15 protein-coding genes and 1 pseudogene are annotated in these 19,073 nt (G+C 53.5%); 9 read left to right on the top strand and 7 right to left on the bottom strand.

Translation table 11 applies throughout. The features are described 5' to 3' along the window. Positions 1–4 precede the first annotated feature (4 nt). Genes astD through ETV65_RS09505 form a run of 3 tightly spaced genes read right to left on the bottom strand, consistent with a single transcriptional unit; the run spans position 5 to position 3,802 of the window. Entirely contained in the window at positions 5–1,483 is a 1,479-nt protein-coding gene (astD, locus tag ETV65_RS09515; RefSeq protein WP_129952626.1) for a succinylglutamate-semialdehyde dehydrogenase, read from the bottom strand. Beyond that, positions 1,480–2,553 (bottom strand): arginine N-succinyltransferase, encoded by a 1,074-nt coding sequence (gene astA / locus ETV65_RS09510; RefSeq protein ID WP_129952625.1) that lies wholly within the window; start codon positions 2,551–2,553, stop codon positions 1,480–1,482. The genes astD and astA overlap by 4 nt, the downstream gene beginning before the upstream one ends. 28 nt (positions 2,554–2,581) lie before the next feature. Continuing rightward, the gene (locus tag ETV65_RS09505; protein ID WP_129952624.1) at positions 2,582–3,802 is read right to left on the bottom strand and encodes an aspartate aminotransferase family protein; all 1,221 of its coding nucleotides are present in this window, start codon (positions 3,800–3,802) and stop codon (positions 2,582–2,584) included. An 818-nt stretch (positions 3,803–4,620) separates the two neighbouring features. On the opposite strand from ETV65_RS09505, the gene ETV65_RS09500 reads away from it, so the two are divergent. The 6 genes from ETV65_RS09500 to ETV65_RS09475 all read left to right on the top strand — a co-directional run bounded on the left by ETV65_RS09500 (position 4,621) and on the right by ETV65_RS09475 (position 11,606). Next, positions 4,621–5,607, top strand: coding sequence for an autoinducer 2 ABC transporter substrate-binding protein (locus tag ETV65_RS09500; RefSeq protein ID WP_129952623.1), 987 nt, complete (start codon positions 4,621–4,623; stop codon positions 5,605–5,607). A gap of 266 nt (positions 5,608–5,873) precedes the next feature. Continuing rightward, positions 5,874–7,394 (top strand): sugar ABC transporter ATP-binding protein, encoded by a 1,521-nt coding sequence (locus tag ETV65_RS09495; RefSeq protein ID WP_129952622.1) that lies wholly within the window; start codon positions 5,874–5,876, stop codon positions 7,392–7,394. After that, entirely contained in the window at positions 7,387–8,376 is a 990-nt protein-coding gene (locus ETV65_RS09490; RefSeq protein ID WP_129952621.1) for an ABC transporter permease, read from the top strand. The genes ETV65_RS09495 and ETV65_RS09490 overlap by 8 nt, the downstream gene beginning before the upstream one ends. Position 8,377: 1 nt before the next feature. Next, positions 8,378–9,331, top strand: a complete 954-nt coding sequence (locus ETV65_RS09485) for an ABC transporter permease (protein WP_129952620.1) — start codon at positions 8,378–8,380, stop codon at positions 9,329–9,331. Between the two features lie 29 nt (positions 9,332–9,360). Further along, positions 9,361–11,001: an FGGY-family carbohydrate kinase gene (locus ETV65_RS09480; protein WP_129952619.1), complete on the top strand. Its 1,641-nt coding sequence runs from the start codon at positions 9,361–9,363 to the stop codon at positions 10,999–11,001. After that, positions 10,998–11,606, top strand: coding sequence for an SIS domain-containing protein (locus tag ETV65_RS09475; protein WP_129952618.1), 609 nt, complete (start codon positions 10,998–11,000; stop codon positions 11,604–11,606). The genes ETV65_RS09480 and ETV65_RS09475 overlap by 4 nt, the downstream gene beginning before the upstream one ends. A gap of 8 nt (positions 11,607–11,614) precedes the next feature. Here the strand turns inward: ETV65_RS09475 and ETV65_RS09470 are convergent, their stop codons facing one another. Continuing rightward, on the bottom strand, positions 11,615–13,048 hold the full coding sequence (locus ETV65_RS09470) for a PLP-dependent aminotransferase family protein (RefSeq protein WP_129952617.1): 1,434 nt from the start codon (positions 13,046–13,048) through the stop codon (positions 11,615–11,617). Positions 13,049–13,416: 368 nt separating this feature from the next. Between ETV65_RS09470 and spy the strand changes: the two genes are divergently transcribed. The 3 genes from spy (at position 13,417) to ETV65_RS09455 (ending at position 16,580) form a co-directional block, all read left to right on the top strand. Then, a complete protein-coding gene (gene spy / locus ETV65_RS09465) occupies positions 13,417–13,926 on the top strand; it encodes an ATP-independent periplasmic protein-refolding chaperone Spy (RefSeq protein WP_129952616.1) in 510 nt (169 codons plus the stop codon). A gap of 289 nt (positions 13,927–14,215) precedes the next feature. Further along, a complete protein-coding gene (locus ETV65_RS09460; protein ID WP_129952615.1) occupies positions 14,216–16,282 on the top strand; it encodes a carbon starvation CstA family protein in 2,067 nt (688 codons plus the stop codon). Continuing rightward, entirely contained in the window at positions 16,275–16,580 is a 306-nt protein-coding gene (locus ETV65_RS09455) for a CstA-like transporter-associated (seleno)protein (protein WP_129952614.1), read from the top strand. The genes ETV65_RS09460 and ETV65_RS09455 overlap by 8 nt, the downstream gene beginning before the upstream one ends. 113 nt (positions 16,581–16,693) lie before the next feature. On the opposite strand, the gene nac is transcribed toward ETV65_RS09455, so the two are convergent. From nac to ETV65_RS09440, 3 genes and pseudogenes are all read right to left on the bottom strand, one after another. Further along, a complete protein-coding gene (gene nac / locus ETV65_RS09450) occupies positions 16,694–17,620 on the bottom strand; it encodes a nitrogen assimilation transcriptional regulator NAC (protein ID WP_129952613.1) in 927 nt (308 codons plus the stop codon). 336 nt (positions 17,621–17,956) lie between these two features. Beyond that, positions 17,957–18,067, bottom strand: a pseudogene (locus ETV65_RS09445) (SDR family oxidoreductase); the annotation flags it as partial. Between the two features lie 47 nt (positions 18,068–18,114). Next, the gene (locus tag ETV65_RS09440) at positions 18,115–19,014 is read right to left on the bottom strand and encodes a GntR family transcriptional regulator (RefSeq protein ID WP_129952612.1); all 900 of its coding nucleotides are present in this window, start codon (positions 19,012–19,014) and stop codon (positions 18,115–18,117) included. Positions 19,015–19,073 lie beyond the last annotated feature (59 nt).

Raw genomic sequence — 19,073 nt, 5'->3', positions numbered from 1 at the left:
CTCCTCAGATTGTACGGAAATCAATACCTGGCGACAGCGTCGCAGGGAGTTCCAGTTTGTCCGTTTCCAGCGAGGCCATCGGCCAGGCACAATAATCCGCCGCATAATACGCGCTGGGACGATGGTTACCCGAAGCGCCGATCCCCCCAAAAGGCGCATTGCTTGATGCACCGGTCAGCGGTTTATTCCAGTTCACAATGCCCGCCCTGGCTTCCAACAGTAGCTGCTCAAACTGATCACGATCAGCTGAGATAAGCCCGGTGGCGAGCCCGAAACGCGTCCGGTTGGCGAGGGCGATGGCATTATCAAAATCGCTGTAACGGTAAATGCTCAGCAACGGGCCGAAATATTCTTCATCAGGAATACCGGCCACGCCGGTCAGATCGATAATGCCCGGCGTCAGGACCGTATTCAGCGGGTCCGGGCGTGTCAGCAACAGCAGCGGCTTTCCGCCCAGCGCCAGCAGCCCGTCCTGCGCTTTCAGCATATTGCGTGCTGCAACGTCAGAAATCACCCCCCCCATAAACGGCTGCGGCGTGTCATCCCATCCCCCGACCCGCAGTTGCATGGTGACATCAAGCAAACGCGCAATAAATGCATCACCCGCCGCTCCCTCTTTCACCAGCAGACGGCGGGCACAGGTACAACGCTGTCCGGCAGAAATAAATGCTGACTGAATAGTCAGATTAACCGCTGCATCAATATCCTCTACCGGCTCGACAATCAGCGCATTATTGCCGCCCATTTCCAGTGCCAGAATTTTTTCAGGCTGACCGGCGAGCTGACGGTGTAACTGATAGCCGGTACCTGCGCTGCCGGTAAACAGCAGGCCGTCGATATTATCGCAGGCTGCCAGCGCCTCACCGGTGCTGCGACCGCCTTGTACCAGATTCAGAACGCCTTCCGGCAATCCGGCTTGCTCCCACAATTTCACCGTTTCTTCGGCGGTTTTGGGCGTCAGTTCGCTCGGTTTAAACACCAGCGTATTACCCGCCAGCAAAGCCGGAACGATATGGCCGTTCGGCAGATGGCCGGGGAAATTGTACGGACCAAAAACGGCCAGCACGCCATGGGGACGGTGGCGCAGCACGGCTTCACCGTCGGGCATTGCGGTGTGTTTTTCGCCAGTGCGTTGCTGACAGGCTTCCAGTGAAATGGCGACCTTGCCGATCATGGCCTGAATCTCTGTCAGCGTTTCCCAGCGCGGTTTGCTGGTTTCCTGACTGATGATTTCCGCCAGCCGGGTTTTGTGTTCCGTCAGTAAATCCGCGAAACGCTTAATCACCTCAGCACGTTGGGTCACGGTTTTACGTGCCCATGCAGGGAATGCCGTGCGTGCGGCTGTACAGGCGGCCCCGACATCTTCAGCACTGGCGCTCAGCGCCGACCACAGCAATGTATTATCGGCCGGATTAGTTTTGTTCAGTTGCGCGCCTTGTCCGCTGCGCCACTGGCCCTGAATAAAAAGTGCAGGTTGCATCATGCGAGACTTTCCTTTTTGAGAAACTGGGTTGCAGAAGCCGGGGTATCACCCGGGAAAAGCGCCACGGCACGCAGGGTATCGCCCTCGCGCAGACTGAGCAGGTCAGCTTCGCGGCCATTAAGCGTCAGAGAATGCGGCGAGTCGCCGCCCGGCACCAGTAAGGCACGGAAATTCTGATATTGCTCATTGGCGACCAGATACAGCGGCTCGTCCCGCCCGCTGCGATGTTCCGCCAGCCGGACAGGCAGCAGACAACTTTCTTTTACCGCGCGTAACTGATCGATTTCACCTTCGAGCGTCGGGCCGGCATCAAAAATATCCACATACCCTTCGTAACGAAGCCCTTCACCTTCAAGCACAGCACGCGCCGGGGCGGTTTGCGGATGCACTTCGCCGATCACCTCACGCGCCTCGTGACTGAGCAACTCGGTATATAAAGGATGCTTTGGCATCAGTTCGGCAATAAAGGATTTTTGTCCCATACCGGTCAGACGGTCGGCTTCAGCGAATTCCATACCAAAAAAATGCCGTCCGACGCTGTCCCAGAACGGTGAATGACCGTTGTCGTCAGACATACCGCGCATCTCCGCAATCACCTTGCGGGAGAAGTGCTCACGAAATGCCGCCAGGAACAGAAAACGGACTTTCGATAACAATTGTCCGTTTTTGCCGTGGCGGTAGTCCGGGTCGAGAAACAACGTACAAAGTTCGGTATAACCGGTGTGATCATTACTGAGAAAAAGCGTCGGCACCGGTTTATAAATGTTCAGGCTTTTGGAGGCATGCACCAGCGTGCCAAGGCGAAAGTTGTACCACGGTTCACTGAGCCCGACCGCCACTTCGATGGCACTGACGCCCACCACTTTTTTCTGTTCAGTGTCTTCGAGTACGAACAGATAACCTTGCTCGGCTTTATCCAGGCGACCTTCCCAGGTCGCCACTGAGCGCTCAATGCGCCCGCGTAAATGCGCTTCATCCTTGGGCAAAGACGTTAAACCGATGCCGGTTTTGCCTGACAACTGCAGGATGTCGGCGAGATCGCCGGGCCGCACAGGTCGAATCAACATCATGATGCTTTACCTCATTTATCCCAAACAATCACACGCACAGGCGCGCAACGGCACGCTCAAGCCGGTTCAGCCCTTCTTCAATATCCGCACCCGGAATAATCAGTGATGGCGCAAAACGCAGTACGTTAGGCCCGGCAATCAGGGCGATCAGTCCTTCTTCGGCCGCCAGCGTATTGAGCTGTTTGGCCTGATCTTTATACCGTTCGCTCATCACTGCACCTAACAGCAGCCCCTGCCCGCGCACCTCACTGAACACCCGATAACGATCGTTGATGCGCTTAAGGCCATCGGCAAACCACTGATGACGCTTTTGCACACCTGACAACACCTCCGGCGTGTTAATCAGCGCTAAGACTTTTCCCGCCACCGCCGTTGCCAGCGGGTTACCGCCGTAAGTGGTGCCGTGCGTACCCGGCTGGAATAACGCGGCATAACGATCAGTGGTCAGCATCGCACCAATCGGGAAACCGCCACCCAGCGCTTTGGCACTGGTCAGAATATCCGGCACGACACCATAATGCTGATAGGCATACAATTCGCCGGTGCGCCCGACGCCGGTCTGCACTTCATCGAAAATCAGCACTGCCTGATGTTTGTCACACAACTCACGCAGGCCTTGCAGAAATTCCGCCTCTGCCGGCACCACGCCACCTTCCCCCTGGATCGGTTCAACGATCACCGCACAGGTGCGGGAAGAGATCTGGCTGGCCACCGCTGCCAGATCGTTAAACGGCAGATGGGTAATGGCCTCTGGCAAGGGGGCAAAATCTTCAGAATATTTCGGCTGACCGCCGGTGGTGACGGTAAAGAGCGTGCGGCCATGGAATGCGTTTTTGAAGGCGATAATTTCGTTTTTTTCACCGCCGGTTTTATTGCCGTAAAGCCTGGCCAGTTTCAGCGCCGCTTCGTTGGCTTCTGCGCCGGAGTTACAGAAAAATACTTTGTCTGCAAAAGTGGCGTCGATCAGTTGCTTTGCCAGCCGCAGCACCGGTTCATTGGTGTAACCGTTGCCCAGGTGCCAGACTTTATCCGCCTGCTCATGCAGGGTTTTACGAATTTCAGGGTGCGCATGTCCGAGTGCATTCACCGCAATGCCGCCGGCGAAATCGACATAATCTTTGCCCGCCTGATCCCACAGCCAGGATCCTTCGCCGCGCACAGGAATAAATGCCGCCGGCGCATAAACCGGTACCATCCAGTCATCAAAGTTCTGGCGGCTGACGTTTTGCGGCTGCTGTTGGTGTTCCATATAAACCTCTTATAAGCTGATTTCAGGGTGCACGCGCCCGTCCCCCATACAGACGGGAAATGCACCGGGTTCCGATGTTTTTGCACATTTAGCGGGCAATCACGCTGGCGAGAAATGACAGTTATTAATTTGTTATTTAAAAGTTAATAAATAATCTCACTCAGTCTCATCATAGATTGCACTCTTCATGCCAGCAAAGGAAAAAAGTGAATAAAAAAAGTGAGAGCTAGAAAAAACAACCACTTAATACCTGCCATTATTCACTTTTATTGCATAAAAAATGAATAAAAGAAAAAATCCCCTTGTGCAGCAATGCGGTCAGAAGAATGAGTATGCAGGGAAATATTTTTATTTCCGGCGGGATGTTTTATACAGAATTGTGATCCGGCGCGTGAAGCCCGCGCTCAGGCGCAGCGCCATGCCTGATCAAGGTGCAACGACGCACAATGTTGGGGCATGAAAACCCCGTGACCCTCTTCACACTCTGCGCAAATAAAAAAAATCCCACGGTTTTTCTTGCTGATATACCCCCGATTTCTGCCGCGAGTTGTATTCATTTTGTTAAATTTTAGACCTAATTTTGTTAAATTGTTATCGGTAACACTCCCCCGCTTTCTCTGTGGTGTGAACTTGATGGTTTTTATTAACTTTAATTTAACATTAAAAGTCATTAAATTTAACTTTTTAGGGCGCTGATCACATTCTGTTTACGGCTGCGCGAAAAAAGCTTTCCCCTTAAGTTAATCTCTGAATGTGGAATAAATAACCACCAGCCGTTCCCTACACCAGAACAGAACATCATAAGAAAAGGTACAGACATGAAATTTAACCTCGCATTAGTCAGTGCATGTGTGGTTTCAGCATGCATGTTATTCACAACACCGTCATTTGCCGCCAAACCTTACGACATAGCCGTCGTTGCCAAAGTCACCGGTATTCCATGGTTCACACGTATGGAAGTCGGCGTAAAAGAAGCCGCACAAAAACTGGATGTTAATGCCTATCAGGTGGGCGCATCCACGCCGGATCCCGCTCAGCAGGTCAAAGTGATTGAAGATTTGATCGCCAAAAAAGTCGACGCCATTATCGTGGTGCCGAACGACGCCAAAGTGCTGGAACCGGTGCTTAAGAAAGCCCGTGATCAGGGCATTGTGGTGTTAACGCACGAATCGCCGGATCAGCAGATTGGTCAGTGGGATATCGAAACCATCGACAGCCAGAAATACGCCGAAGCCAATATGGACGAGCTGGCGAAAGACATGGGCGGCAAAGGCGGTTATGCGATTTATGTCGGCTCGCTGACCGTGCCATTGCATAACGCATGGGCCGATGCCGCGATTAAATATCAGAAAGAAAAATACCCGGATATGCATGAAGTCACGTCACGCCTGCCGGTCGCGGAAAATATTGATAAGTCTTACTCCACAACGCTCGATTTAATGAAAACCTACCCTGATCTGAAAGGGATTATTGGTTTCGGTTCACTCGGCCCGATTGGTGCCGGTCAGGCCGTTCAGCAAAAACGTGCAAAAAATAAAATCGCCGTTGTGGGTATTGCCATGCCAGCTCAGGCTGCGCCATACCTGATGCGCGGTGATATTAAGAAAGTGCTGCTGTGGGATCCGAAAGATGCCGGTTACGCGTTAGTGACGGTCGCCGACCAGATGTTGCAGGGTAAAGAAGTGAATAAAGATCTGAGCATCGACGGGTTAGGCAAAGCTGATGTGGATATGGATAAGCACGTGATCCGCTTTAATAAAATCCTGGAAGTCACACCAGAAAATGCGAAATCACTCGGATTCTGATTTAGCTTTTTAATACTTTTATTTACCGGAGATAATTTATCTCCAGCGCCACACCAGGCAAATAGAAACAGATACGGCGTTGTATGTTGTGCCGTATCTGAATTTCTAATCAGACATTGAAAACTTATACCCTAAATAATTCGCGTTGTGAGAAGGCGGCAAATGAGTAAACCCCGATGAGCTTACATAAGTAAGTGATTCGGGTGAGCAAGTGAAGCCAACGCACCCGCAGCGTGAAGTATGAAGGGCATGTTGTAAGGATTGCGATGAATACTCTCAGCACGTCCCCTGCCCCTGCTGAGGCCTTTATCAGCCTCGAAAAAATCAGTAAAAAATTCCCCGGCGTATTAGCGCTGGATAATGTCAGCCTGACGCTTAATAAAGGTGAAGTGCATTGTCTCGCCGGTCAGAATGGCTGCGGCAAGAGTACCATCATTAAAGTTATTTCCGGTGTCTACCAGCCGGAGAAAGGCGCAGCCATTACGCTTGACGGAAAACTTTTTCACGCCCTGACGCCACAGCTTTCGTCTTATTATGGCATTCAGGTTATTTATCAGGACTTGTCTTTATTCCCCAATTTATCGGTGGCTGAAAATATTGCTATCCACCGTTATTTACCGGGCGGCGATTTCTGGGTACATCGTGAGGCAATGCGCAAAAAAGCCATCGCGGCGATGCAACGGGTTGGCGTCTCACTGGATCCGGATCGTAAAGTCGAAAAGCTGTCGATTGCTGACCGCCAGTTAGTGGCAATATGCCGGGCAATCGCGGCTGACGCCAGTCTGGTTATTATGGATGAACCCACCGCGTCGCTGACCCGCACCGAAGTGAACGGTTTGCTGCGGGTGGTGAATGAGCTCAAAGCTGCCGGTATTTGCGTGGTATTTGTCAGCCATCGCCTCGATGAAGTCATGGAAGTCGCTGACCGTATCAGTGTGATGCGCGATGGCAAACTGGTCGGTACCTATCCGGCCAGTGAACTTGACAGTAATGAACTGGCCTTCCTGATGACCGGACAGCGTTTTACCTACAGCCATCTGCCGCAACGCGCGCCGGTCAACGTCACGCCGCTGCTGGAAGTCAGCCATCTGAGCCGCAAAGGTCAGTATCAGGATATTTCGCTGTCGCTGCGTCAGGGTGAAATCACCTCGATTATCGGCCTGCTCGGTTCAGGACGTACCGAGCTCTGCCTGAGCCTGTTTGGCATGAGTCAACCGGACAGCGGGGAAATCCGTGTCAACGGTAAGGCGGTGAAACTCCACAGCAACCGCGACGCTATCCGTCACGGCATTGCGTATGTGTCGGAAGATCGCCTGACGCAGGGGCTGATCATGGAACAATCCATTTATGACAACACGCTGGTGTCAATTTTTGACAAGTTGCGCACCGGCACCGGGCTGATGGATCACCGCAAAGCCGCCTCCGTGGTGAAAGACCTGATCCGTGATCTGAACATTAAAGTGTCGGACAGCAGCCTGCCGGTGAAAACCCTTTCCGGCGGTAATGCACAACGCATCGCCATCGCCAAATGGGTGGCGACGCAGCCACATATCCTGATCCTCGATTCGCCGACAGTCGGTGTCGATATCGCCAATAAAGAAGGGATTTACCGCATCGCGCGCGATCTGGCGGAATCCGGCATGGCAGTGCTGATGATTTGCGATGAAATCCCGGAAGCGTATTACAACAGCCACCGCGTGCTGGTGATGCGTAAAGGCCAGCTGGTGGCGGAATTTGCGCCGCATCAGAGCAGCGAAGCGCAGATTGCGGAGGCGATCAATGAATAACAAATCTCTTACGAAACTGTTTTCCCTGCACGAATTCTGGCTGGGATTACTGGTACTGCTGCTGGTGATTGGCCTGAGTATCAGTACCCGTGAATTTATGACGCTCGGCAACCTGACCGATGTTGCCACCAGCTACGCCATTCTCGGTATTCTGGCCTGCGGCCTGTTTGTGGTACTGATTGCCGGTGGTATCGACATTTCTTTCCCGGCAGTGACCTCTATCGGTCAGTACGTGATGGCGAGTTACATCATTCATCATGGCGGCAGCTTTCCTCTGGCGTTTGCCATGTCGATGGGCATCGGTTTACTGCTCGGGCTGGTCAACGGCTTCCTGGTCTACTGGCTGCGCGTGCCGGCCATTATTATCACGATTGCCACATTAAACCTTTTCTACGGTTTGCTGGTGTATCTGACCAATGGCACCTGGCTTTACGGCTTCCCCGACTGGTTCATGAACGGCATCAACTGGTTCTCCTTTACTGCCGCCGACGGTTACGACTATGGCCTGACGCTGCCGCTGCTCAGCCTGCTGGGCGTCATTATTGCCACCGGCGTGCTGATGAACCGCACCCGTGTGGGCCGGCAGATTTACGCCATGGGCAGCAACCGTGATGCCGCGTCGCGCCTGGGTCTGAACATCCTGCGTCTGCATTTTTATGTGTATGGCTTTATGGGATTGCTGGCAGGTATCGCCGCCGTGGTACAGGCGCAGATCACTCAGTCCGTGGCACCCAACTCGTTACTCGGTTATGAACTGACCGTACTGGCGGCGGTGGTCTTAGGCGGTACCAGTATGACCGGTGGTCGCGGCTCGCTGACCGGCACCGTCCTCGGTGTCATGTTGCTGGCCTTTTTGCAAAACGGCCTGACGCTGCTGAGCATTTCATCTTACTGGCATCAGGTATTTAGCGGCGTGATCATTCTGGTCAGCATCAGCAGCACCGCGTGGAATGAAAAACGCAAACTGGCAAAGGGGATGTGACATGACGACTTTAACCCGATTCTTCCCCGGCGACCGCATCATCCGCTTGCAGTTGCTGATTATCGTTGTTGTTGCCGTATTGTTCTCATTTACGCTGGGCGGCAGTTTTTACAGCATCGGCAATTTCCAGTCGATCTCCTCGCAATTGCCGATTCTGGGCATGCTGGCTCTGGGGATGGGCATCACCATGCTCACCGGTGGTATCAACCTCTCGGTGATTGCCGGGGCAAATGCCTGTTCGCTGGCAATGGCAGCCATTCTGGTGGCGCATCCGGGTCAGCCGGAATATTTCGCGCTGGCGATGCTCGCCGGTCTGGCCGTTGCGGTGGTGACTGGCGTACTCAATGGCGCGCTGATTGCGTATATCGGAGTTTCACCGATTCTGGCAACGCTCGGCACCATGACGCTGATTGCCGGGCTGAATATTCTGCTGACCAACGGCGCGGTGATTTCCGGCTTCCCGGCGGCAATCCAGTATCTCAGCAACGGCAGTCTTTTGGGCATTCCGGTCGCACTGCTGTTATTCCTGCTGGTGGCGCTGTTGTTATGGGTATTACTCGAACACACCACACTTGGCCGCAGCTTATATCTGATGGGTTCCAACGAACAGGCCACGCGGTTCAGCGGCGTCAATACCCATAAAGTTACTATCGCGGTGTATGTGCTTTCCGCCCTGCTCGGCTGGGGTGCGGCATTGCTGATGATGTCCAAATTTAACTCGGCAAAAGCAGGTTACGGCGACTCCTATTTGCTGGTGACCATTCTGGCCTCCGTACTCGGCGGGATTAATCCCGACGGCGGTTTCGGCCGGGTCATCGGGCTGGTACTGGCACTGATCGTCCTGCAAATGCTGGAAAGTGGCCTGAACCTGATGGGGGTAAGCAGTTATCTGACAATGGCTCTGTGGGGCGGCGTTCTGATCCTGTTTATCGCTCTGCAAAACAGAAAATCTTAAGCGAAAGCTTTTTACCGAAGGGAAAGAACATGGCGAGTTATTTTATTGGAGTCGACGTAGGTACCGGCAGCGCCCGCGCGGGTGTCTTCGACATGACCGGCCGCATGGTTGGCCAGGCCAGCCGTGAGATTACGTTATACCGCCCGAAAGCCGATTACGTCGAGCAATCGTCCGATGAGATCTGGCAATCTGTCTGTAACGCCGTGAAAGATGCGGTTAATCAGGCTGACATCAACCCGATCCAGGTGAAAGGTATCGGCTTCGACGCCACCTGTTCGCTGGTGGTGCTGGATAAAGAAGGTAAGCCGCTGACCGTCAGCCCGTCCGGGCGCAGCGAGCAAAACATTATTGTCTGGATGGATCACCGTGCCATTACCCAGGCCGAGCGCATCAATGCCACCGGTCACCGCGTGCTGGAATTCGTTGGCGGGATTATTTCACCGGAAATGCAAACGCCGAAATTGCTCTGGCTGAAACAGCATATGCCGACCACCTGGAACAACGTCGGTCACCTGTTCGACCTGCCGGATTTTCTGACCTGGCGCGCCACACAGGACACCACGCGCTCGCTGTGTTCCACCGTCTGTAAATGGACGTATATCGGCCATGAAGACCGCTGGGATCCAAGCTATTTTCGCCAGATCGGGCTGGAAGATTTGCTGGAAAACAACGCGGCGAAAATCGGCAGTGAAGTAAAAACCATGGGCGAGCCGCTCGGGCATGGTCTGACACAGCGCGCCGCCGCAGAGATGGGGCTGATGGCAGGCACCGCCGTCAGCGTTTCTATCATTGATGCCCATGCAGGCAGCCTCGGCATTCTCGGTGCCAGCGGCGCATCCGGTGAATCGGCCGACTTCGATAACCGCATCGCGCTGATTGGCGGCACTTCCACGGCGCACATGGCGATGTCCCGCAGCGCACGTTATATCGGCGGCATCTGGGGGCCTTACTACTCGGCTATTTTGCCAGATTACTGGCTGAACGAAGGTGGGCAATCCACCACCGGCGCACTGATTGACCATATGATTCAGTCGCATCCGTGTTATCACGATTTACTGAAACAGGGTAAAGACAGCGGCAAAACTATTTACGAAGTACTCAACAATATTTTGCGAAAAATGGCCGGTGAACCGGAGAATATCGCCTTCCTGACCAAAGATATTCATATGCTGCCCTACTTCCACGGCAACCGTTCACCGCGCGCCAACCCGACGCTGACCGGTACGCTGACCGGTCTGAAACTCTCGCGTACGCCGGAAGACATGGCACTGCATTATCTGGCCACCATTCAGGCGCTGGCGCTGGGCACCCGCCATATCATCGAGACCATGAACCAGAGTGGATATCGCATTGATACCATGATGGCAAGCGGTGGTGGCACCAAAAATCCGGTGTTTGTACAGGAGCACTCCAACGCCACAGGCTGTGCAATGTTGTTACCGGAAGAAAGCGAAGCGATGTTACTCGGCAGTGCCATGATGGGCACCGTTGCGGCCGGCGCATACGACTCGTTGCCGGAAGCGATGGCGGCCATGAGCCGAATCGGCAAAACGGTCACACCGCAAACCAATAAAATCAAAGAGTATTACGATCGCAAATACCGTGTGTTTCATGAGATGTACCACGACAGCATGAAATACCGCCGCCTGATGCAGGGGGAAACCCAATGAATGCGGAGGATGAATTTGCCCTGGCGTGCCAGGGCTGGCAAACCTACAGCCAGGAATTGCTGGCATTACGGCACAATCTCGATGCCGATATCTGGCAGCAGTTACTGACCCTGATCACCGGCTGTAAGGGCAAAATTGCCGTCAGCGGCGTCGGGACGTCGGGCATTGCGGCGCGGAAAATCGCCCATATGCTGGCATGCGTCGAACAACCGGCGGTATATCTCAGCGCCACCGATGCCGCCCATGGTGATTTAGGCTTTATGCGCAGCGATGACCTGATGATTTTAATTTCCCGGGGCGGAAACTCTGAAGAACTGACGCGTTTGTTACCGGCGCTGAAAGCCAGGGGCGTGGCGATCATCAGTGTAACGGAGAATACGGATTCGGCGATCGCCCGTGCCGCCACGCTGGTGGTGAAAACACATATTGAGCAAGAAATCGACCCGCTCAATATGCTGGCTACCACGTCCATCATACTGGTGCTGGCGGTGTTCGATGCGTTGTGTGGCAATATCATGCTGCGCAACGGCTTTGATCAGCAGCGGCTGCTGAAAGTCCATCCGGGCGGAAATGTCGGTAAAATCCTGCGCGAACAGGATGTGTGAAACCATTCTCACCTTTTAATTTCTTCCGCCACCAGCGCTGCCAGAATGGAGACGGCACGCGCGGTGTGCGGTCCCCATTCGAAAGAGGTATTAATGCGCATACAATGGCTGAAACGCGCGTCGGCGGAGAACATGGTGCCGGGCGCGACGCTGACGCCTTTTGCCAGAGCGCGCTGATAGACCCGTGCCGCGTCCACGTTATCGCCTAAATCCAGCCATAAAAAATACCCGCCGGCGGGTTGCGTCACTGTCACCTGCGCCGGAAACTCAGCCAGGATAGCGTGACGCATCGCCATCTGGCGTTGTTCAAGCACACGTCGCAACCGCCGCAGATGGGTATCGTAGCCGCCCTGCTGCGCACCTTTTTGCATATAATCGGCTAATGCCAGCTGAACCGGCACACTGGCCGATAATGTACTCATCAGTTGCAGGCGTTGAATACGTTCGGCATAAGCCCCCGCCGCCACCCAGCCTACGCGAAAGCCCGGCGCGAGAGATTTCGAAAAAGACGAACAATGCAGAATTTCGCTGCGGTATGACGAGGCTTTCAGCGGCACCGTCCGTTCACTGTCAAAGTACAGTTCGCTGTAGACATCGTCCTCTATCAGCGCCACTTTATGCGCCTGAAGAATACTCACCAGCCGTGTTTTTCTCTCCGGCGGCAAACTGCATCCGAGCGGGTTCTGAAAGCTGGACATCAGCCAGCAGGCTTTGATGGGATAAATTTCCAGCGCCTGTTCCAGTGCCTCGGGATCCATGCCGCTACGTACGTCAGTCGGAATGGCGACGGCTTTTAATTTACGCCGCTCAATCGCCTGCAATACCCCGTAAAAAGCCGGCGATTCGATAGCCACCCAATCCCCCGGCTCGGTCACAACCTGCAAACTTAACCCGAGCGACTCCATCGCACCTGACGTAATGACAATTTCATCGGGTGCCACTTCAATGCCGTTTTGCGCATACCGCTGCGCAATGCTGCGACGCAGTTCTTCATTACCCGGCGGCAGATTTGCAGTGGCGCTGTGTGGCGACATCCGGCGGACGGCGCTCGCCAGGGAGCGAGCCAGACGTGGTTGCGGGAAAAGTGTCGGATCAGGAAACGCGGAACCAAGCGGCACCACGGCGGGATCTTGCCCGGCTTTAAGAATATCGAAAATAGCGTCATTGACGTCCACCTGCTCTGCGGCATGTAAACGCCCGTCGGGAGAAGGACGCACCGGTCTCTGACCCCCCGCCGCCACGAAATAGCCGGACTGCGGACGTGCGACAATCACACCCTGACTTTCCAGCAGCTGATAGGCCTGCAGCACAGTCATCAGACTCAGGCCAGACTGTTTACAGGTATCACGCAATGAAGGCAGCCGTTCGCCCGGTAACCAGACCTGCGTATCAATTTGTCTGCGCAAGGTACGCGCCAGCGTTTCATAACGGGATTGAGTCATTATCCATCAGCACTGTTATAGAAAGTGTTAATCAAAAGATAACTATTATACCTGATTTTGCGCTTTCCCTCTGACGTAAACTGCTCATCAACAGCGACGAACATTTAACAGAGAGTTATGGCGGCGAAACATTCACCATGATAATGTGTGAATTCACCGCATTACTCAGATTTATCTGAGCTTCCTTTCACACCTGTTCGCGCAACCTTACGCTTTCTAAACACTTTCTCCACGATCGCTGGAAAAGTAACACTCCGCCTTTCACTCTTTTACATCCACACCGCATTACTATTCATTGGATTGAGTAGACTTGTTTTCGTCGAAACAAAACGGGCGAATTGCCTGAATCTCCAATGAGGAATTTAATTATGCGTAAACTTACCGCAATGATTGTGGCTTCAACTCTGGCTCTGAGCTCCGCTTCTTTCGCATTTGCTGCTGAAACCACCGCGACACCGGCCACTGACGCCACGACCGCCACGCAAGGCAAAATGCTGCATCATAAAGGACCGCAGCATATGAATCCGTTTGCGGGCCTGAACCTGACTGAACAGCAGAAAACACAGATGAAAGAAATCATGAAAGACAGCGGGGCGCGCCCTGACCGTGCAGCCATGAAAGCCCAGATGGATCAGATGCACAACCTGGTGGCGACCGACAGCTTCGATGAAGCTAAGGTAAAAGCGCAAATTGATACCATCACTAAAGCGCAGTCTGACCGCATGCTTGACCGTGCCCGTGCTGAGAACAAAATGTATAACCTGCTGACACCAGAGCAGAAAAAACAGTTCAATGAAAACTATCAGCAACGCGCCGCCAAAATGGAGCACATGCGTGACCACAAACCAGGCCAGGAAAAGTCAGCAACCGCTGAATAATCCTTAACCTGACAGAATAACCGGCCCATCGTGGCCGGTTTTTTTTTGCTTTTTTACTTCCCCGCCACAACTTTGCTGTTATCCGCCCCGTCTGGTTTGCGCAAAGCGTCAGCCGCATCACATTTTCATCTTTAACTTCATACTTTTCTGTTTAAAAACATTATTTTTGAACAATAATTTAACAAGGTCGCAACCAAATATAACCAGGCGACCCCTACCTCTGCACATCACACTCTCGACATAAAAAGTGGCGGGCTCTCACCGGACCCCTCATAAGGAGTTGTACATCATGAAAAGCGTCAAGTCCGGGATAACCTGGCTGGTGGTGGCGTTAATCGGGGCTTTTGCCTTTGGGATGCTGGCCCTCAGCCGTGGCGAACATGTTAATGCTCTCTGGCTGGTGGTCGCCGCTATTGCCTGTTACAGCATTGCTTACCGCTTCTACAGCCTGTTTATTGCTGAAAAAGTTTTTGAACTCAACGACAAACGCATGACTCCGGCCGAGCGTCACAATGACGGGCTGGATTACGTACCGACCAATAAATGGGTCTTGTTCGGCCACCATTTCGCGGCCATCGCCGGAGCCGGTCCGCTGGTCGGCCCGATCCTCGCCGCACAAATGGGTTTTCTGCCGGGCACGATCTGGATCCTGGTCGGCGTGATGCTGGCCGGTGCGGTACAAGACTTCCTGATACTGTTCATTTCTACCCGCCGCGATGGCCGCTCTCTGGGGGAAATGGCCAAACAGGAACTGGGGAACTTCGCGGGCGTTATCACTATGCTCGGCGCGCTGGGCGTGATGATCATCATCCTTTCCGCGCTGGCGTTAGTGGTGGTCAAAGCACTGGCCGACAGTCCGTGGGGACTGTTTACCATCGCCGCAACCATTCCGATTGCCCTGTTCATGGGCATCTACATGCGTTTTCTGCGTCCGGGAAAAATCGCTGAAGTGTCGGTGATTGGTTTTGTGCTGATGATGCTCGCCATCATTTACGGCGGCAATGTTGCCGCAGATCCGTTCTGGGGACCGTTCTTTACCCTGCACGGCACCACCCTGACCTGGGTGCTGGTGATCTATGGATTTATCGCCTCGGTATTGCCGGTCTGGCTGCTGCTGGCACCGCGCGATTACCTCTCCACGTTCCTGAAAATCGGGGTTATTGCCGGGCTGGCCGTAGGCATTGTTTTTGCCATGCCGGAGATGAAAATGCCTGCAGTATCGCGCTTTATCGACGGCAGCGGTCCGGTGTTTTCCGGCAGCCTGTTCCCGTTCCTGTTTATCACTATCGCCTGCGGTTCGATTTCAGGTTTCCATGCGCTGGTCTCCAGCGGCACCACACCGAAACTGATTGAGCGCGAAAGTCATATCCGCTTTATCGGCTACGGTGCGATGCTGATGGAATCCTTCGTGGCGATCATGGCGCTGATTTGTGCATCCGTTATCGACCCGGGTGTGTATTTTGCCATGAACTCTCCGGCGGCCCTGATCGGGACCACGGTAGAAAGCGCCTCGCAGGTGATTAACGGCTGGGGCTTTGTGATCACGCCGGAAATTTTGACGCAAATCGCCAGAGATGTCGGCGAGCAGTCAATCCTTTCCCGCGCAGGTGGCGCGCCTACCTTCGCCGTCGGGATGGCTCACATCATCACCGATGTGTTCAACAGTCGTGCGATGATGGCCTTCTGGTATCACTTCGCTATCCTGTTCGAAGCCTTATTTATTCTTACCGCCGTGGATGCCGGTACCCGCGCCTGCCGCTTTATGGTGCAGGATCTGGTGGGTGTCGCGGTGCCTTCTTTAGCCAATAACCGCTCGTGGATTGGTACTTTCGCCGGAACTACCGTCGCGGTTGCAGGCTGGGGCTTCTTCGTTTATCAGGGCGTCGTCGACCCGCTAGGCGGCATTAATACCTTGTGGCCATTGTTTGGTATCGGCAACCAGATGCTGGCTTCGATGGCGTTGATTCTGGGCACGGTGGTGTTGTTTAAAATGAAGAAGCAGCGCTATGCATGGGTCACCATTTTGCCCACTATCTGGCTGTTTATCACCTCGATGACCGCAGGCTGGCAGAAGATTTTCCACGAAAAACCATCGATTGGTTTCCTGGCGCAGGCCAAGAAATTCGGTGCCGGTATCGACAGCGGCGAAATCATTAAACCCGCCAAAACGCTGGCGGACATGCACACCATCGTACTGAACAATCAGATCAATGCCCTTCTGTGTGGATTCTTCATGCTGGTAGCGGTCACCATGTTGATTTCAGCCTGCTTCGTGATCCGCCGTGCGCTGCAATCAGACACGCCGACAGTGCATGAAACCGCTGTTGTACAACGTCGTGAGGCCCGCCATGTCTGATTCAAGAGCATTATTCAAAACACCGCGGCCTGCGGTGTTACAGGTTATCCGCTGTCAGCCGTTATTCACGGTGCAGCCAAAACCACACAATGTGGCCGGCTGGCTGAGGCTGGCGATAAAACGTACCGCACAGAGTTTTCGCCTGATGGTCGGCGTGCAGGATTATCAGAATTATGTCCGCCACATGGCCGTCAGACATCCGGAAATGACACCGATGACTGAACGTGAATTCCACCGGCGATGTCTGGAGGCGCGGTTCCCGAGCGAAGGGGGGAAGATGGGTAAATGCCCGTGCTGATAGTGAGTTGAACGCCTCAGCTTAAATGGCGATTTTCTTTCTCAGGAGCAGACGTCCGGATGTGGTTTTCTGGCTTTACGCCTCCCCTTTTCAGGGGAGGTCGTCTTAAACTATCAGCTCGCCACTAACATCGGTTCCATCACCGGCGCGGTCTGCTCAAAGACCAGTGACAACAGGATTTTTTTCACCGCCATGGCTTCCTGCGATAATGCCAGCGTTTCACAAACGCAGAGCGACAGCGGAACCTGAATTGCCGGGCCGCTGATACATGACATCCAGACTTTGGCCGGGCCGGTCATGGCACGGGCCGCAGATTCAGGCAAAATAGTGGCACCCAGTCCGCTGGCGACGGCGGCGGTCAGTGTGGCTGAAGATTCAATTTCACCAATGATATTGGCACTTAAACGGCGTACCGCCATCGCATCATCCACCAGACGGCGGGTAATATTATGTGAGCGCGGCATAAACAGGTTTAGCTTTGCCACATCACTCAGTTCGACATATTTCCCCGGATTCGGCACGGAGTGTGCCCCGACGAGATACAAATCTTCTTTCATCAGTGGCTGACTGCTCAGCCCGGAAGCGATGCCGGAACCGTAAAAAACCGCCATATCCATACGCCCGTTAATCACCAGGTCCCCCAGGGCAGTGCCGAAATTCTCGTTGAGATACAACAGAATCCCCGGATGTTGTTTGCGAACTGCCTGCAACAGCGGCAGCGCCAGCCCGGAGGCAGCAGTGCCCGGCGCAAGACCGACGGAAACCTGTCCGCTAAGCGATTGTCCGGCGTTGTTTACGGCACTGTGGATTTGATCACACTGACGCAAAATGGCCTGCGCATGCGAATAAAGAATATTACCGGCTTCGGTGGGAGTGACGCCGCGCTTAGTGCGAATCAGCAATTGTTGCTGCAATTCCCCTTCCAGCGTCGCCAGTTGCTGGCTTAATGCCGGTTGGGCGATGTGCAGAACATCAGCAGCCTGCGTCAGGCTGCCAATATCGACGATTTTCACAAAGTACTTCAGACGTCTGAGATTCATCTCTGTCTCCATCTTACGCGAAAGGGATAACCCTGGGCGGTCGTTGTTGATGTGAATAATAAGTGTGACTAATAAAAGCAAGATTTACGCCAATCTCCGGCACGTGAATTAAAAATCCCCATTACTGGTGCTAATCCACGAAAATATAAGAGAAAACTATTACACGGGAAAAATAGGCGACAGAGGGCGGGGATAAAACGGAGGATCATGACATACGGCTGCAAAAGAGACCTGCACCAATATCATGCAGACTTATAGGTTATCTTTAAAAATTAGCAGGTTTAATAACAGCGATGCCACGAAACAGATTCGCAGCATCACTTCCTGACGTAGTGTTTATATTGACGGGATCATGCCGCCATCGACGCGGATCACCGAACCGGTCATATATGACGTCTGCTGACTGGCAAGAAACGCCGCCACAGCGCCATGCGGCCCTGGATACCCAAGTCCATCACTTTTTCCTCTTGTTTATGTAAGACAAAAACAGCGGATCACCCCACTTTACCGACTTTGTTAAGCACCATCTGATAAGCCGATTGCAGGTGGCTGCGCATCATGTCCGCCGCCGCTTCCATCCGCCCTTCCAGCACGGCGTCGATGATCGCGACATGCTCCTCGCACCATTCGCGCACACGCTGTTTATTGGTGTAGCTGCCGAACTCCAGCAGGCGGCGCAGCCGGTTTTGCTGCTGAATTGCCTGTAAAACAAAAATATTGCCGCTGAACTCCGCCAGCATTTCATGGAAGGTGGCGTCCGTTTCGAAAATCTGACGGCCATCAACGGCCAGAATATCCGGATGAGTAATCAGATAAATATGCTGCATCCGCAAGCGGCGCAGCGCGCTTTTATCGGCGTGATAACCTGCCGCCATTAGCGCGCCTGGCTCAATCATCAGACGGAATCCGTAGCCGTTACTCAGCGCTACATCGGTATTCAGGGTCGGTAAGAATGACCAGCCATGCCCCTTGTTGCGGGCGATCAACCCGTCTTCCGCCAGACGCAGCAACGTGCGCGCCAGCACACCACGATCAACGTCATAGCGCTGGGCGATTTCCGTCTGCGTCAGGGAATCCGGCAACTTTCCGGCGATACGGTCTTTGACCAGTTGCTCGTATAAATCCTGATCATTACTGGCAGGGATATCAATGCTGATGCGCTGAAGTTCGTCGAAGGCTTTCAGCAGGAAAAAACCCTGATTGCGTCGCGCTTCGATAATTCCTAACTCACACAGTAATTTCAGGGCAGTACGCACCGGCGTACGTGAAACACCGAGCATATCAGCCAGTTGTTGCTCCCTGAGATGATGACCTGGCTCAAATTTTGCTTCACGTATCAGGTCAAGGATTTGGTTTGCCAGACGCCTTCCGCTGGCTGTCGTAGATTGGGTCATGGAATAGCAACACCTGAAAGTATTTGTTGTTTAGGTTTGTACAATATCACAAGCCTTGA

This window comes from Rahnella sp. RFA10(1/100) (assembly GCF_004195115.1).
Taxonomy (GTDB): Bacteria; Pseudomonadota; Gammaproteobacteria; order Enterobacterales; family Enterobacteriaceae; genus Rahnella; species Rahnella perminowiae.
The sequence above is the reverse complement of the archived record's forward strand: the minus strand, read 5'-3'. Positions and strand labels throughout refer to the sequence as shown.

Bases quoted from the DNA above. Each gene is read 5' to 3' on its own strand.
- astD (WP_129952626.1), bottom strand. From the start codon at position 1,483: ATGATGCAACCTGCACTTTTTATTCAGGGCCAGTGGCGCAGCGGACAA.
- astA (WP_129952625.1), bottom strand. From the start codon at position 2,553: ATGATGTTGATTCGACCTGTGCGGCCCGGCGATCTCGCCGACATCCTG.
- ETV65_RS09505 (WP_129952624.1), bottom strand. From the start codon at position 3,802: ATGGAACACCAACAGCAGCCGCAAAACGTCAGCCGCCAGAACTTTGAT.
- ETV65_RS09500 (WP_129952623.1), top strand. From the start codon at position 4,621: ATGAAATTTAACCTCGCATTAGTCAGTGCATGTGTGGTTTCAGCATGC.
- ETV65_RS09495 (WP_129952622.1), top strand. From the start codon at position 5,874: ATGAATACTCTCAGCACGTCCCCTGCCCCTGCTGAGGCCTTTATCAGC.
- ETV65_RS09490 (WP_129952621.1), top strand. From the start codon at position 7,387: ATGAATAACAAATCTCTTACGAAACTGTTTTCCCTGCACGAATTCTGG.
- ETV65_RS09485 (WP_129952620.1), top strand. From the start codon at position 8,378: ATGACGACTTTAACCCGATTCTTCCCCGGCGACCGCATCATCCGCTTG.
- ETV65_RS09480 (WP_129952619.1), top strand. From the start codon at position 9,361: ATGGCGAGTTATTTTATTGGAGTCGACGTAGGTACCGGCAGCGCCCGC.
- ETV65_RS09475 (WP_129952618.1), top strand. From the start codon at position 10,998: ATGAATGCGGAGGATGAATTTGCCCTGGCGTGCCAGGGCTGGCAAACC.
- ETV65_RS09470 (WP_129952617.1), bottom strand. From the start codon at position 13,048: ATGACTCAATCCCGTTATGAAACGCTGGCGCGTACCTTGCGCAGACAA.
- spy (WP_129952616.1), top strand. From the start codon at position 13,417: ATGCGTAAACTTACCGCAATGATTGTGGCTTCAACTCTGGCTCTGAGC.
- ETV65_RS09460 (WP_129952615.1), top strand. From the start codon at position 14,216: ATGAAAAGCGTCAAGTCCGGGATAACCTGGCTGGTGGTGGCGTTAATC.
- ETV65_RS09455 (WP_129952614.1), top strand. From the start codon at position 16,275: ATGTCTGATTCAAGAGCATTATTCAAAACACCGCGGCCTGCGGTGTTA.
- nac (WP_129952613.1), bottom strand. From the start codon at position 17,620: ATGAATCTCAGACGTCTGAAGTACTTTGTGAAAATCGTCGATATTGGC.
- ETV65_RS09440 (WP_129952612.1), bottom strand. From the start codon at position 19,014: ATGACCCAATCTACGACAGCCAGCGGAAGGCGTCTGGCAAACCAAATC.